The 15,738-nt window shown below is 42.3% G+C and carries 13 protein-coding genes; 11 read left to right on the plus strand and 2 right to left on the minus strand.

Annotated elements, in window-relative coordinates; all coding sequences use genetic code 11:
- Positions 1 to 71 precede the first annotated feature (71 nt).
- The gene (locus AC5WOC_RS12075) at positions 72 to 686 is read right to left on the minus strand and encodes a YigZ family protein (protein ID WP_496055666.1); all 615 of its coding nucleotides are present in this window, start codon (positions 684 to 686) and stop codon (positions 72 to 74) included.
- A 68-nt stretch (positions 687 to 754) separates the two neighbouring features.
- On the minus strand, positions 755 to 1,834 hold the full coding sequence (locus AC5WOC_RS12080; protein WP_496055667.1) for an LCP family protein: 1,080 nt from the start codon (positions 1,832 to 1,834) through the stop codon (positions 755 to 757).
- Positions 1,835 to 2,084: 250 nt separating this feature from the next.
- On the opposite strand from AC5WOC_RS12080, the gene metK reads away from it, so the two are divergent.
- From metK to secA, 11 genes are all read left to right on the plus strand, one after another.
- On the plus strand, positions 2,085 to 3,269 hold the full coding sequence (gene metK / locus AC5WOC_RS12085; protein ID WP_496055668.1) for a methionine adenosyltransferase: 1,185 nt from the start codon (positions 2,085 to 2,087) through the stop codon (positions 3,267 to 3,269).
- Positions 3,270 to 3,531: 262 nt separating this feature from the next.
- Positions 3,532 to 4,998 carry an AAA family ATPase gene (locus AC5WOC_RS12090; protein WP_496055669.1) on the plus strand — a complete coding sequence of 489 codons (1,467 nt, stop codon included), beginning with the start codon at positions 3,532 to 3,534 and terminating at the stop codon, positions 4,996 to 4,998.
- 6 nt (positions 4,999 to 5,004) lie between these two features.
- The gene (locus AC5WOC_RS12095) at positions 5,005 to 6,198 is read left to right on the plus strand and encodes a vWA domain-containing protein (RefSeq protein WP_496055670.1); all 1,194 of its coding nucleotides are present in this window, start codon (positions 5,005 to 5,007) and stop codon (positions 6,196 to 6,198) included.
- 716 nt (positions 6,199 to 6,914) lie between these two features.
- Positions 6,915 to 7,331, plus strand: coding sequence for a hypothetical protein (locus AC5WOC_RS12100; RefSeq protein WP_496055671.1), 417 nt, complete (start codon positions 6,915 to 6,917; stop codon positions 7,329 to 7,331).
- A 46-nt stretch (positions 7,332 to 7,377) separates the two neighbouring features.
- Positions 7,378 to 8,727 (plus strand): hypothetical protein, encoded by a 1,350-nt coding sequence (locus AC5WOC_RS12105; protein ID WP_496055672.1) that lies wholly within the window; start codon positions 7,378 to 7,380, stop codon positions 8,725 to 8,727.
- A 6-nt stretch (positions 8,728 to 8,733) separates the two neighbouring features.
- Positions 8,734 to 9,450 carry a ComF family protein gene (locus tag AC5WOC_RS12110; protein ID WP_496055673.1) on the plus strand — a complete coding sequence of 239 codons (717 nt, stop codon included), beginning with the start codon at positions 8,734 to 8,736 and terminating at the stop codon, positions 9,448 to 9,450.
- 180 nt (positions 9,451 to 9,630) lie between these two features.
- Positions 9,631 to 9,906, plus strand: coding sequence for an HU family DNA-binding protein (locus AC5WOC_RS12115; protein ID WP_160800135.1), 276 nt, complete (start codon positions 9,631 to 9,633; stop codon positions 9,904 to 9,906).
- A gap of 311 nt (positions 9,907 to 10,217) precedes the next feature.
- The gene (locus AC5WOC_RS12120) at positions 10,218 to 10,415 is read left to right on the plus strand and encodes a cold shock domain-containing protein (RefSeq protein ID WP_496055674.1); all 198 of its coding nucleotides are present in this window, start codon (positions 10,218 to 10,220) and stop codon (positions 10,413 to 10,415) included.
- A gap of 115 nt (positions 10,416 to 10,530) precedes the next feature.
- On the plus strand, positions 10,531 to 11,595 hold the full coding sequence (wecB, locus tag AC5WOC_RS12125) for a non-hydrolyzing UDP-N-acetylglucosamine 2-epimerase (RefSeq protein ID WP_496055675.1): 1,065 nt from the start codon (positions 10,531 to 10,533) through the stop codon (positions 11,593 to 11,595).
- Between the two features lies 1 nt (position 11,596).
- Positions 11,597 to 12,829 carry a glycosyltransferase family 4 protein gene (locus tag AC5WOC_RS12130; RefSeq protein WP_496055676.1) on the plus strand — a complete coding sequence of 411 codons (1,233 nt, stop codon included), beginning with the start codon at positions 11,597 to 11,599 and terminating at the stop codon, positions 12,827 to 12,829.
- Positions 12,830 to 13,218: 389 nt separating this feature from the next.
- Positions 13,219 to 15,735: a preprotein translocase subunit SecA gene (secA, locus tag AC5WOC_RS12135; RefSeq protein WP_496055677.1), complete on the plus strand. Its 2,517-nt coding sequence runs from the start codon at positions 13,219 to 13,221 to the stop codon at positions 15,733 to 15,735.
- The last annotated feature ends 3 nt before the right edge of the window (positions 15,736 to 15,738 follow it).

A 15,738-nucleotide genomic window follows, 5' to 3' on the forward strand; every position in this document is an offset into this window, starting at 1 on the left:
ATAGAAAAATAAAAATAAAAAATAATTACATATATACACCCTCAAGTGTCTCTTGAGGGTGTAAACAATTTTTAAACGGATATTTTTTCTTCTGTTTTTCCTAATTGCAAATGGACTTGCCCGCTTGTCCAATCGGTTATTTTAGTAAGATATTCATCTGCAATTTCAGTTGGTAACCAGATGGACCAGTGTATCTTTTCTCCGTACTCTGGATCATCTAATAGAATAGGGGTATTTCGCAACTCGTGCTCCAATCGACCCAAAAAGGAATAATCAAAAGTCAGAAATACTTGCTGATATGTGTTTTTTGCTAGAATGCCTGCCTGTTGTATTGCTGCGATTGCTCCTTGACCATAGGCACGTACAAGCCCGCCTGTTCCAAGTTTTACTCCCCCATAATAACGTGTAACAATAATAGCTGTTTCTGTGAGCTCTTTACTGTGGATAGCTTCCAGAATAGGGCGTCCAGCAGTTCCTGCTGGTTCTCCATCATCGGCAGATTTTTGTATTTGATTGGTGATGATATAGGCATAGCAGTTATGGGTAGCATCCCAGTATTGTTTTTTTGTTTCTGCTATAAATTGTTGTGCAGCTGTTTCTGTTTTCACCCGCTTCGCTTGGCAAATAAACCGGGATTTTTGGATGACGATTTCTGTGACTCCATATTCTCCTATTGTTTTTCTCATATGATCAGCCCCAAAAAAAGAGAACGGTGTCTGTCACCGTTCTTGTTGTCTAAATTTATTTATTGCTGTTAATCAGCATTGTTATTATCGGAACTACTGCTGCCACTATCTCCGGTAGGATCAGTACTTGTGTCTGCTTCTCCATTATTACTGGTAGACAGGCCTAATTCTTGTTTTAATATGGTGCTTAAACGTTTTCTTTCGTCTTGTTTCATAAAGCTGTACCAAACACCATCTACTTTTTTATCTTCCACTTTTGCTGTTAATGTTTCAATGCTTTGTTTTGGTGTATTTTTGTATATTTGCGCCAAACTTAAAAACTCACTGGGATCAATACTATAACTTAAGTTATTTCCTACAGCACTTGTAATTTGCGTAAAGTTACTGAGGGAATCAAAACTGACCATCTTATCTAACAGTTTATTGATAACCTCTTGTTGTCGTTTGTTTCGACCATGATCACCTAATGGATCTTTTTTCCGCATACGAACATAAGGTAATGCTTCTTCTCCGTTTAGATGCATAGGCCCTTTGTTAAACTGCACAACACGGTCAAAAGTACTTATTCGGAAAGTCATTGGGACGTTTACATCTACGCCTCCAACTGCATTTACAATATCGATGAATCCTTTAAAGTTGATTTTCACATAGTAATCAATAGGGACTCCGTACAGGAGCGTTTCAAGCGTCTCACGGGTATTTTGAATTGGATTGACTCCTTTTTTCTTACCCCAAAACGCAGCAGCATTAATCTTGGTCTTAAAACCGTCTGTGTGTGCAATGGTAGCGTATGTGTCCCGTGGGATGTTAACCAATTTGATAGTTTTCTTTTGCGGGTTAACAGCCGCTACCATCAAAACGTCCGTACGGTAAGCGTCTTCTTGTTCTGCTTTTGAATCATATTGGTCTGTTCCAATAAAAAGTACTGTAAAAGGATCTTTATTAATATCGACTTCTTGGGTACGATATTTTGATTTAGCTTGATCGGTGTCATGCCCCTTTGTCAGGGCACCCCAAATTGTACCAACAAAATATATTCCTACGATTAAAATGGCCACTAAAGAGAACAGTGATACCCGTAGAACCCATTTTTTTCGTTTTTTATGATCAACCCGTTTTTTGCGGCTTTGTTCCACGCGTTCCATCATCGGTCCATTTCCTTTCTTATAAAAGATAATAATTACGCACTATAGAACATACTACAATGTAATGATAGTTCTTTTCAAGAAAATAGGCAAAAAATCACATTCTTGACTACTTTTTTTCCAATCTTTTCGATAGGAATAAATATCTTTATGATTCGTTATTGTTTTTCTGTAGTTGATACGTTAATCTATGGTTATTGTGCCGAAAAGGACGGAATTTATTTTTTCTGTGAAAAGAAAAGGGGGATAACAAATGAGTCGTACTCTGTTTTCATCTGAATCCGTAACAGCTGGACACCCAGACAAAATTTGCGATCAAATTTCAGATGCCATCTTAGATGCAATTATAGCAAAGGATCCAAATGCTCGAGTAGCCTGTGAAACATCCGTTACCACTGGGCTTGTTTTGGTTGCTGGAGAAATCAGCACCAACTGCTATGTCGATATACCGAAATTAGTTCGTTCTACTATTAAGGAGATTGGGTACGATCGTGCAAAATATGGCTTTGATGCTGAAACTTGTGCAGTCCTTACTTCGATTGATGAACAATCTGCTGACATTGCCCAAGGTGTCGATGAGGCACTGGAGAAAAAAGAAGGTGCGATGAGTGAAGAGGAGATCGAAGCGATAGGGGCAGGAGACCAAGGTTTGATGTTTGGTTTTGCTGTAAATGAAACACCTGAACTAATGCCATTGCCAATTTCACTTGCTCATAAATTAGCACGTCGTTTACATGAAGTCCGCGTAGATGGGACCTTAGCTTATCTTCGTCCAGATGGGAAGATTCAAGTAACGGTAGAGTATGATGGTAACAAGCCAATCCGGATCGATACCATTGTATGCTCCACCCAACACGCAGAAAATATATCTCTTGGTCAGATTAAAGAAGATATTCACCGTCATGTAATTGAGCCTATCGTACCAAAAGAGATGCTTGATGACAAAACCAAATATTTCATTAATCCAACAGGACGTTTTGTAATCGGCGGACCGCTTGGAGATGCAGGACTAACTGGCCGTAAGATCATTGTTGATACGTATGGAGGTTATGCTCGTCATGGTGGCGGGGCATTCTCTGGAAAAGATCCAACCAAAGTTGACCGTTCTGCTGCATATGCTGCTCGCTATGTTGCCAAAAATATTGTTGCAGCTGGTCTGGCAGAAAAATGCGAAGTTCAACTGGCATATGCAATTGGGGTAGCGCGTCCTGTGTCGGTTCGTGTGGACACTTTCGGAACAGGAACGGTTTCCGAAGATCGTTTGGTTGAATTAGTAGAAAAGCATTTCGATTTACGTCCTGCGGGAATTATTCGTTCCTTAGACTTACGTCGCCCAATTTACAAACAAACAGCAGCTTATGGCCATTTTGGCCGTACAGATATCGAACTTCCTTGGGAGAAAACCGATAAAGCTGAGATTTTACGTAACGAAGCGTAAGTTAAATAAACAGCACCTCTCTCTGATAAATATGGAGTGAGGTGTTTTTTTGTTTGTGTTCTGGAAGAGTAATTTATTGCAAGGAACATAATACAATGATTCTTTAAAAATCATTGCAAAAAATAGCTGCGAATTCATTGTTTATGAACATATTTGTATCATGGGATATGGTATAATATTCGCACATACCGGAAAGGTATATCAGTTACCTTTTCACCTGTAGTAGTCTGTCAGTAAAAGAACTCACAGAAGTGGAAGAATCATGACTGTCATCACCGGAGCTGAGTCCGCGACCGCTGCGACGACGGCGAAGAAGCACACCCTGACCCTGGACTGCATCGAGGCAGCCACGGCGGGCTTCATGTACGCCGCCGACATGCGGGCGGTCGTCTCGCTCGCTCTGGTCGCCGGAGAGAACCTCGTGTTCTCGGGTCCCGGCGGACACGGCAAGTCGGAGTTCCTCAAGGCCGCCTTCAAGGTGATCAAGGACCGCAAGCCCTTCGTAAAGTCCCTCGGTCAGGGCACCACGCCCGAGGAACTGTTCGGAGGGATCGACTTCGCGAAGTTCGATTCCGAGCGCGTCATGGAATTCGCGACCCAGCGAAGCTTCATGGACCACGAAGTCGCCATGTTCGAGGAGATGTTCGATGCGCCTGAGCGGGTGCTGACGTTCCTCAAGGATGTGCTGACCGAGGAGGAACTGCGCAACGGCGACCAGCGGGTCCCGCTCGTGAACCGAGTGCTCGCTGCGGCGACGAACATGTCGCCGACCGAGATCGCCTCGGCGAACAACTCCGTCGGTGCACTGATCGAGCGCTTCCCCCTCCAGTGGGAGGTGAAGTGGCCGAGCTACACCGAGGACGACTTCACGCAGCTGTTCAACACCGAGTTCTCCGACGCCAAGCCGTCTGTCTCATGGGCGGATATCGCGGAGATGCAGGCCAAGACCAAGATGGTCAAGGTCGGCTCGGTGGTCAAGCAGATTCTGGCACACGTCCTCGCCGAACTGCGCAAGGAAAAGGTGACGATCAGCCCGCGTACCGCCATGAAGACGCTGCACCTCGTGAAGGCTGCTGCCGTCATCAACGGTCGTAACACGGCTGACGCCGAGGACATCCAGGTGGTCAAGTACCTGCCCGGATGCCAGAACCTCTTCGAGTCGATCTGCAAGATGATCGAGGAAAAGAAGGCCGAGCTGATGGTCGCCTCGATCATCGACGAGATCAAGAACGACCTCGGAAAGATCGAGGTCAATGTCGACTCCGTGAACACGATCGAGCAGCTGGAGGGATGCAAGCAGGAACTTCAGCACCTCTCAACTCGACTGGACTCGGTCAAGCTCGGTTCGGATGCCGATTCGAATCTGATCTCCACTTACAGGGACCTCGTCTCGCAGACGGGGGATCTCAGCTACTTGATCGACGAGAAGATCGAACCGCTGCGTAAGATGGAGGAGCTGAAGCAGGCTCAGGTCCGCATCCCCCAGATCGAGATGCGCCGCAACGACCTGCAGAACCGGATCAAGAAGAGCAAGAACCGGTCCGATGCAGAGAAGGTCAGGCAGGAGATCACCGATCTGGTGAACGAGCTCCGTAACTACAAGGAGTCCTCGAACGGCTGGCTGGCGACCCGCGCCGAAGGCGCCCTCCAGAACATGGTTTCCCTGGAGGACTTCGCGAGCAAGAGGGTCATGCAGTTCAAGAACTCCAACAACGGCTGGAACAGGTAATCAATCATGCGAGTGATGACTCCGCCAAAGTGGCTCCTGGAGCCGCCCGAGTCGAAGATTCGACGAGCTGCCCGCTATGCTGGCATGAAGGATCTCGACCAGTGCGACATCGAGTTCGTGCTGGACATGCTGGCGAAATCAAGTGGCGGGAAGACCTCCATTCTCCTGAAGGCAAAGGAGAGGGAGATCGCTGAGTTCATCGAGCGCTTCCCGCTCGACAAGGTACCCGGACGCAGCAAGATGATGAAGGCGGTTCGCGCGCTGAAGCTGTACAAGAGCGCGCAGCACTACGTCGAGGTGTATTACTACCACTACCTCGACATCGTGGTGTGGCTGATGGGCATCATGGAGCTTCCTCCAATCGATGCCCAGGGTATGGCGCTGCTTCTTCGTCTCGCCGGCGGCGATGAGGAGGGAGAGGACAACCAAACCCAACTGGCGATGGAAATCGCAGCGGCACAAGGAATCGATCTGCGAGAAATGCTGCGCATTGCTCGTCAGCTCGACGAAACCGAAGCGTTCCAAAGCCCGCAGGGTGAACTCACTCCTGACCCGAATGGGGAGGACATCAGAGTCCGTTCCATTCAGGAGCTGGGAGAGCTTCCGCGGATCAATCAGCAGAGCTGGGGGCTTCCCGACGACCTTCTGTACTACAAGGCGGCTACAGGTGATCTGCTCGTTCGCGAGCCGGTCACCCGGCACGACAAGAAGCAGTTGCTGTTCATGCTCATGGACGGCACTGGTTCCATGGAAGGTACAGCTGTCAGCCGTGCAGTCGGTGTCGCGATCAACGCGCTTGAGCGCGTGATCAAGGGAGAGGCGGAGGTTTACCTCCGGTTCTTCGACGGCGAGCTCGGTGAGCAGGAGTACCATGCCGACTCTCCGGAGTCCGCCCGCGAACTCCTGCAGGTAGTGACAGATCCCAAGAATTACTCTGGGAGCTGGACCAACTTCGTCAGGCCGCTGACTGCCGCAAGCGAACGAGTCAACGAGCTTGTTCGCGAAGGGAAGTTCCGTTACCCGGAGATCGTCATGGTGACCGACGGTCAAGCGTCGATCCCGGACGTATCCGAACTGCACGGTCTGAAGCTCAATGTCGTGCAGGTGGGTGAGAACGGACTCGTCGAGGACCTCGCCAAGCTGGCAGAGGCTTCCGGCGGCGTCAACATCGACGCCACCACTGAGCAATCCTACAACTGACAACTACTATAGAATAAGAGGAGGTACACTGGGCGTTCGCAGCATGCTGCGAACGCCCGCCATCTCTCTATGTATTTTTGTACATACTGATGAGTCCAAAAGGACGAAAGAGATGGAGATGGAATCTTTCAACTTACAATGATTTTTTTAACTAAATAGGACTAATACATATAAAACGTTGAACATGAGTCAATATCAGCAAAAAGTTAGGTCTCTTTTTTTGATCAAACGAACAGTAACTTATAGTTTTGATTTACCGATATCGAGCTGTATTGAAATAATACAAACAAAGCTATGATTTTGTATAACGAAACATAATAAGTATATTGTTTAGTTACTTAACTTATAAATTAACAGCGAGAATGAACTAAGTGAGCAATGTTTTTGTCTCTACACCAAGGCATGTGTTGTAAAAGATTTACGGATATAGAATGGATGTAATTTTATAGTCAGTTGTGGCTGGGGAAAATCCCGGTTTCGGGTAGTCTAAATTGGTTTATCTCAACTGCCTAATAACATAACTGATTGTATTTAATCATTCACGTGATCAACCAACTTCGCCGTTTCCTTTCTGACAGGAAAATGGTAAAATGAAAATAGTATTACATTTTAGAAAGAACGATTGGATCAATACAGGGAAAGCAGCATACACTGCGAGTAGACTCTTGCCTAGAAAGTGACCAAACAACAGATTGAATGTTAAGGAGGTAAGGCGTATGGGTTACTGGTACCTTTTGATCGGGGCAGTTCTCGTCGTCGCTTTCGTGTTTCTGTATAGAAGGTTGCTCACTTTTGGAAAAGGGTTATACCACCATAAAGCATCGCATCTTGTGATTATAACGAACAATAGCCAGCATTCCATTGAGTGGCTGATTCGTTCTTATCACATGGCGAACCATTTACGTGCCAAAGGTTTGAAAAAAGGACGAATCACTTGCTTAGATATGGGCTCGTCAGACGACACGATCTCGATTATTGAAAGATTAAAGCAAAAATACGAGCATTTAGATGTTTTTTCGCGTAAACTATCTTCCGAAGAAGAATTGACGGATTGGCTGAGAGCTGAGCAGCAAAAAGAAAAGGTAGTTGTATTGGATTTACGTGATATTGAAGAAGATAAAGAGACGGCATGATAAATCAGTCACCGATGAAGTGGCTGATTTTTTTTGGAGGTTTTCAATGGAGACAGAGGCTTCCGCTATTTATCGACAATTCGCTGGCAGGCGTTTGCTTAAAAAAGAGATAGAAAAGTATCTCGGTTATTTTCCTAACCAACAAATATGGAAAACACTTGTACAATCTGAATTGGTTCGAATTGAACCAGCTATTGTTGATTCTTTCTGGGCTATACGTAGGCGGTGTAGGAGATGCCAAGCTGGTGCGAGTCAACTAATAAAAAGTAACTGTGTGCACTGTCAAACGGGATCATGTGTATATTGCGCGGGTTGTTTGCATCTGGGTAAGTTAAAAAGCTGTGATGATTTGTATTCTTTTTCTACTGCCGAGGCAGAAGAAGTGTTTGTTGCTCCATCAGCTTACCCCCTTCTTCCGGAACAGAAAAAAACATTATTATCCATTTTGGATAATTTACAGAATAAACAAAAGATAACTAACCTCGTGATTGTTGCTGGTGGTGGGAAATTAGCAATTATATCGGAACTCATTTCTCACTTATTAGCGAATAAGAAACGAGTTTTTTGGGGTTCTCCCAATAATGAAATAGAGCACATGAAAAATCAATTGTCATTATTACATCCTATCCTTGGGAAGCTTTTACTGGAAAAATTTGATCAGCGATTGGTGATGGGGGCTAGTTGGGAACTTCTGACGTATTATCAACATTTTGATTTGGTTATTACAAATGGATTGGAGTTGGAGGATCATTTCTTACAAACTGCTTTGAAAGTCGATGGGCAACACATACAGATTCAAAGTTATTTTCCTACATATTCAAAGAATAGCGTAATCGTTCATCCTGTTCGATTACATCAACAGCCGTTATCGATCCCTAAGTTTTTCCATTATCAGAGACTTAGACGACATATTGTACAAAAGAAAACAGTGGAACCAATTGTGCAGTTTTTGAACAAGGTAAAGGAAACGAAAGCACAAGGGCTCATCGTGTTACCAACAAATGATGATGTCCTTCTTTTTCACGATTGGATAAAAGCTATTTTTCCTGACGAAATAGACCAATTTGAAGTAATGATGCAAAAGGAGCAGGAAGAAAGAATTAGATTTTTATTTTTTGGGCAAAAATTTAGATTTCTAATAGTTCCTCATCAAAGGGTGACAAATGTGCAAATCGCAAATCTTCATTTGTTAATGGTTTTTGCTGATCATCAATTGATGGAACGATCAAGACTTATAGAATTAAGCCAAATCATCGGAAGTAGTGCATATTTTCCGAGTAATGAAGTTTGGTTTATTGGTCAGGAAAATACAAATGCCATCGTTCAGACAAAAAAAGAACATAATTATATAAATGAGTTAGCAAAAAAAGAAGGATATTTGCATGAGGGAGCGTAATACGGTATGAGGTGGTGGTCTTCTCTTTTTCCAAATCATCCCAGTTGCTGGTTTTGTAGCCAACAGATGAAGCGAAAATTTTTATCTAGCTCATGGTCAAAAATATGCAGGGATTGTGCCTCGGCACTTTCTCCGATCAGTACACCTACTTGTCATATTTGTTTTCGGCCAATGGAAGATGAAGGAATTTGTAATGACTGTTTATTCATAGGCGAGTTGGAAAGAGTAAAAAATGTGAGTGTTGTCTCTTATACAACGAAAACCAAAAGAATAATATCCGCTTTCAAATATACTGGTGATGAAAGATATGCGGCTTATATAGGTGAAATGATGCGTGATGCGATTGGCTTACACTATCAATCTATACCATTTACCTTCATAACTAGTGTACCTCTTCATCAGGAGCGTTTAGAAGAACGTGGTTTTAATCAATCTCAGTTGCTGGCAGAACATATTGGAAAAAGCATAGGATTACCCACCAAAAGTATATTACAGAGGATCAAAATAGCTTCACCACAAGCCAGTCTTGGCAGAAAGGCTAGAATGCAGTCATTACAAAATGCTTTTCAGATAACAGAATTTGGACAACAACTAGATCTCACATCTCACACCATTTTGCTAGTGGATGATGTATACACGACTGGGACAACAATACGGGAGTGTGCCAAAATTCTTCGCAATGCAGGTGCTGGATCAATCTGTGCGATTACTTTCGCTAGATAAAAAGCAAAGCTTTAGGTATGGAAAAGCTCAGACTGGGCAAAACCAGTGATAAACGGTTCTTAGATGCCGTTTGACAGACGGAACTGACTTGGATATAAATATAGCAATAAGGCTAAACCGAGTGAGTCCCTAAATATATGGGAGACTGTCTGAAATAACCTACTTTTAGGGGGAAAAAACATGAATAAAACAGAATTAGTTGAAAAAGTAGCAGAGTCTACTGGTAAAACCAAAAAAGATGCTGGTCAAGTTGTCGATGCAGTATTAAGTTGTATTTCCGGTGCACTTCAAGACGGAGATAAAGTAACTTTGATTGGATTTGGAAACTTTGAAGTTCGTGAAAGAGCAGCTAGAACAGGCCGCAATCCTCAAACTGGTGAAGAAATTCAAATTGAAGCTAGTCGTGTTCCTTCTTTTAAACCAGGAAAACAATTAAAAGAAGCCGTTAATTCATAAAATAGAAATATGGATGGGATGCTATTTCTCGGTGAGGATAAGCAACCATCCATTTTTTATAAAATTATAAAAAGGGCTATTGGGCGTAGACTTTTGTTTTGGGAAAAATAGTAATGGTTTCGGGTATGATTTCACTGTATTTGTGGAATATATGGATAACTTTATCCATAATACTAATAGAGATGGCTAGAAAATCTAGGGAAATGTTGGTTGCTTGACATTAATTTTTTCCAAATGTTATATTGAAATTACATAAGAATAGTTCTTGTGCTAAGATAACAGTTTTGAGTAAAGAAGGGAATGTTTGTTTCATGCAAGGCAAAGTAAAATGGTTTAATGCTGAAAAGGGTTATGGTTTTATCGAGCGTGAAGATGGTGACGATGTATTCGTACACTATTCAGCGATTCAAACAGAAGGTTTCAAAACACTTGAAGAAGGTCAAACGGTAGAATTTGACATTGTTGACGGTTCCCGTGGACCACAAGCTTCTAACGTAGAAAGAAAATAAGATAATTTTAACTCCCCACATTCGTGTGGGGAGTTTTTGAATTTATACAATTTTTATAGCATTGTCTTGTGTTATTATTGTCTCAGTTGTTTAGGATGAAGGAGGACTTATGGTTATGAAGGTTGTTACAGTTGTTGGTGCTCGTCCGCAGTTTATCAAAGCTGCTCCAGTCTCTCGTGTGTTGCGTGAGCAGGGAGAAGAGATTTTAGTACATACAGGTCAACATTATGATAAATCGATGTCAGATGTATTTTTTGACGAATTAGAGATCCCTGTTCCTGAATATCATCTGCATGTCGGCTCTTTATCACATGGTGCACAAACAGGAGAAATGCTTAAAAAAGTTGAGGATGTGTTATTAGCGGAGAAACCAGATGCACTTTTGGTTTATGGTGATACCAATTCCACGCTTGCTGGAGCATTGGCGGCAGCTAAATTACATATACCTGTAGCACATGTAGAAGCAGGACTTCGAAGTTTTAATCGAAAAATGCCTGAAGAAGTTAATCGTGTGTTAACAGATCATATTTCCAAGTGGCTTTTCTGTCCTACAGATACCCCGGTAAAGCATTTAGCAAAAGAAGGAATAACCGAAGGCGTACATGTCGTTGGAGATGTTATGCTCGATGCATTTAACTACAACACCCAATTGGCTGAAGGAAAGGCAAAAGTTTTAAGTAATCTTCCAGTACAAGCGAAATCTTATGCTCTGATTACGCTGCATCGTGCAGAAAATACAGATGATCCGGTTAGATTAAAAGCAATTGTAGACGCTATCAATCAATTGCCTATTCCAGCAATACTGCCATTGCATCCCCGTACTTTCGGAAAGTTAAAAGCAAGTGGACTGCATATTTCTAATGATAATGTACATGTGATTGAGCCAGTTGGTTATTTGGACATGATTCAGTTGGAATTCGAAGCAAAATTGATCTTAACGGATTCTGGCGGTGTGCAAAAAGAGGCCTTCTTTGCACAAGTGCCTTGTATTACAATGCGTGATGAGACCGAATGGACAGAGACTGTTACTTACGGGGCAAACCAATTGGTAGGAGCAAATACAGATCTAATTTTACAAGCTGTTTCTGATTTTAAAGTAGATTTCACTAATATTCCAAGTGTATTTGGAGATGGACATACAGCAGAAAAATTGGTTGAGATTATCAAACGGGGTTTATAATATGAAGCGGTTTAAAATTTGGCTTGCCAATCATTATGCGGTACCACCAAATATAGCAGGAATAACAAGGCACTTTGAGTTAGCGAGAGAATGGGCAAAAGAAGAAAATGCCGAAGTGACTTTGTTTTTATCCAAATTTGTTCATCCTAGGAGGACTTTTATCACTCCAGAGGAAAAAGCACAAATTGAGCAAGTGGATGGTTTGAATCTGGCTTGGCTTTGGTCTTTCCCTCATAAGGTCAACGATTTTCGTCGAATTATTAATATGATAAGTTTTGCGTTTGTCTTTTTCTTTGCGACTCTTTTTCGGCGTAAACCTGATGTATTTATCGCATCTTCACCGCATTTGTTTCTAGCATATGCAGGCTTGCTGGTAGCACGGATCAGGCGGATTCCATTCGTATTTGAAGTAAGGGATTTGTGGCCTGATTCGCTTGTGAAAATGGGTGGAGTCAAGGAAGGTGCAGTACTAAAAGCACTGACATGGATGGAAAGCCAGCTCTATAAAAAATCCGATAAGATTATTGTGTTGGCAGAACACCAACGTCAATATATAGCAAAAAAAGGAATCCCTTTGGAAAAGATCGACTTGATTCCCAATGGAGTAGTTGTTGGATCTTGGCAGCCTAACGACGAGAAAAGATTGGTTTATCGAGAAAAACTAGGTGTTCCTAAGGATGATTTTGTAGCCATTTACACAGGAGCACATGGACCTGCAAATGCGTTGGAGTATGTTGTGCAAGCAGGACAATATTTGCCAAAAAAAGGGTATTCTATTGTATTGATCGGTGATGGTCCAGACAAGGAGAGACTGCAAAAGAGGGTAGCCGAGCTTGGTCTGGAAAACGTACATCTATTGGATCCAGTGCCGAAAGCAGAAATATTCGATTATACCAATGCTGCGGATGTAGGAATTATCTCGCTTGCGGATAATGAAGTATTTCGAGGTGCAAGACCAAATAAATTATTTGACTATACTTTTTTAGGAAAACCTATTATTTCGACTGTAGATGGGGAAGTAAGGCAAATCATTGAGCAAAATCGTGTGGGTGTGTTTAGTGGAGCGGAAGATCCGAAGGGATTAGCTGAAGCGATTGTGCAAGTCAGCCAATATTCTCCTGATCGATTGGTAGAAATTAAGGCAAATGGTGCAGAGTTTATTGATCGTGAGGGAAATCGGCAGAAATTAGCAAAGAAGTTTTATGAAATTTTGAGTGGTTTCGTGCGAAAGTAAATATGTATTCATAGGGCAAACGTTATATTTGGAGGGGTAAACTTTTTGGTTTACCCCTTTTTGATACAGATTATTTCACTTCTCTTTTTCTCTATGGGTTTTCCATTTTTTCCAGCTTTGATACAGTCGGAATAGCAAATTCGAATAATTTCCATAGATGCTCCTAAACATTGACAACAGGTTGTACAATATATATATTATATGAATTTGCATTATCTTTACTTGTTTATTTAACCTAGTTGCAAATAATGAGGCTAGGTTTTTTGAATTTGAACGGATTGTCACCAGCTATGAAGTGAAAAAAATCCTATTTTTTGTTACACTGGTAAATAGTATGTTTACTTATACGTGAAGTAGGTAGGACAGATAGATTGCAGGAGGAAAGCCTCATGTTAAAAACGATAAAACGCTTACTTGATCCAAACGAGCGTCAAGTGAAAAAGTACTTTCAGATTGCTGATCAGATAGATGCAATGGAAGAGAAGATTGCAAATTTATCTGATGAGGAATTGCGTGGGAAAACCGTTGAATTTAAAGAACGACTAAGCAAAGGTGAGATACTGGATGATATTCTTCCAGAAGCTTTTGCCGTGACTAGAGAAGCATCTAAAAGAGTGCTTGGCATGCGTCATTTTCGTGTACAGTTGGTTGGGGGCATGGTGCTTCATAACGGGGATATTGCAGAGATGCGTACAGGGGAAGGGAAAACACTGGTATCTACTTTGCCTGCATACCTCAATGCTCTAACAGGAAAAGGAGTACATGTTGTCACAGTCAACGATTATTTGGCTCGACGAGATAAAGAGTGGATGGGTCAAATTTTTGAGTTTCTGGGATTAACCGTTGGATTAAATGTTCCATTCCTTTCACCAGAAGAGAAACGTGAAGCTTACCAAGCTGATATCACCTATGGAACCAATAATGAATTTGGTTTTGATTACTTGCGTGATAACATGGTCGCTTATCAAGAGCAACTGACACAACGAGATTTGAATTTTGCTATTGTGGACGAAGTCGACAGTATTTTAATCGATGAAGCAAGAACACCGCTTATTATTAGTGGTCAAGCGAACAAAGCGACAGATCTTTATTATACTGCTGATCGAGTAGTAAGCCGATTGAAGGCAGAAGACGATTATACATTAGACATTAAAACAAAGCAGATTGCTTTGACTGATGAAGGAGTAAAGAAAGTCGAAAAGGCTCTAAAGGTGGACAATCTGTATGATATGAAACACATCACATTAAACCACCATGTACAGCAAGCGCTGAAGGCTCATGTGACAATGCACCGGGATCAAGATTATGTTGTAGATCCGGAACATGGAGTAGTAATTGTAGATGAATTTACAGGGCGATTGATGCATGGTCGTCGCTACAGCGATGGTCTGCATCAAGCAATCGAAGCAAAAGAAAATATTCAAGTACAGCATGAGAGTATGACGCTGGCAACTGTAACGTTGCAAAATTATTTCCGCTTATATGAGAAATTATCAGGTATGACAGGTACAGCGAAAACAGAAGAAGAAGAGTTCCGACGGATTTATAATATGGATGTCGTGATTGTACCTACCAATCAACCGATGATCCGTCAAGATTTATCTGATGTGTTGTACAAGACGGTGGATGAAAAATTTCGATCAGTCATTGATCAGATTGAACAGCTTCATTCTGCTGGCAGACCTGTGTTGGTAGGTACTGTTTCGATTGAGAACTCGGAAAGATTATCGCTGTTATTAAAGCGTAAAGGAATTCCCCATCAAGTACTCAATGCAAAGAACCATGCCAAAGAAGCAGAAATTATTTCTGCAGCCGGCCAATATGGTGCAGTTACCATAGCCACGAACATGGCTGGTCGCGGTACGGACATTATGCTTGGTGAAAATGTAGCAGAACTAGGTGGACTTCATGTGATCGGTACAGAACGACATGAAAGCCGTCGTATTGATAATCAGCTGCGAGGTCGTGCTGGTCGTCAAGGGGATCCTGGCTCTACTCAATTTTATCTTTCTTTTGAAGATGACTTGATGCGCCGTTTTATCCCTGATCGTGTAAAATCGATGATCAGTCGTGTGATGAGTGATGGAGACCCATTAGAGGGCAATTTATTTACCAAGTCTATTGCCAATGCTCAGAAGCAAGTAGAGAATAATAACTTTGATGCTAGACGTTGGGTACTTCAGTATGATGATGTGCTGAACCAACAACGGGAAATTATCTACAAACAGAGACGCCAAGTTCTCACAAGTGAGAACTTAGATGATGTGGTTCTGCCTATGGTCAAAGCTGAAATTGGACGCATCGTAGAAGCTCACACTGCCGGTGATGAAGAAGAGTGGGAATTAGATGCGATTCATGATTATATCGAAAGCAATGTTTTACCTGAGAATCGAATTGGCGAAGAGGATTTGGAAGATAAAACTCCAGAAGAATTAAACGACTTCCTCTATAGTCAAGCAGAAACTTATTACAACGAACGACGGGAAGAACTTGGAGAGGAAAGAATGAATGAATTCTCCAAAGTTGTTGTATTGAGGACAGTTGACCGCAAATGGATGGATCACATCGATGCAATGGAACAACTCCGTCAAGGTATCCATCTGCGTGCTTATGGACAAGATAATCCGCTTCGTTCTTATCAATTTGAAGGATTCGCTATGTTTGAAGCGATGGTGCAAGAAATTCAAGAAGAAGTTGTCAAGTACGTGATGAAAGCTGTTGTTCAAGAAGAGGAAGAGTTAACCAGAGAAGATATTACTTCCGAGGTAACACCTGTTGCAGGTGGGGATTCATCAGAAGAAAGACCAAAAGTAGTACCACTGCGCCGAGCAGATAAAGTAGGAAGAAATGACCCATGTCCTTGCGGTAGCGGAAAAAAATATAAAAACTGTCACTACAAGAAATAATAT

The sequence above is a fragment of the Shimazuella sp. NTD247 genome, assembly GCF_059510415.1.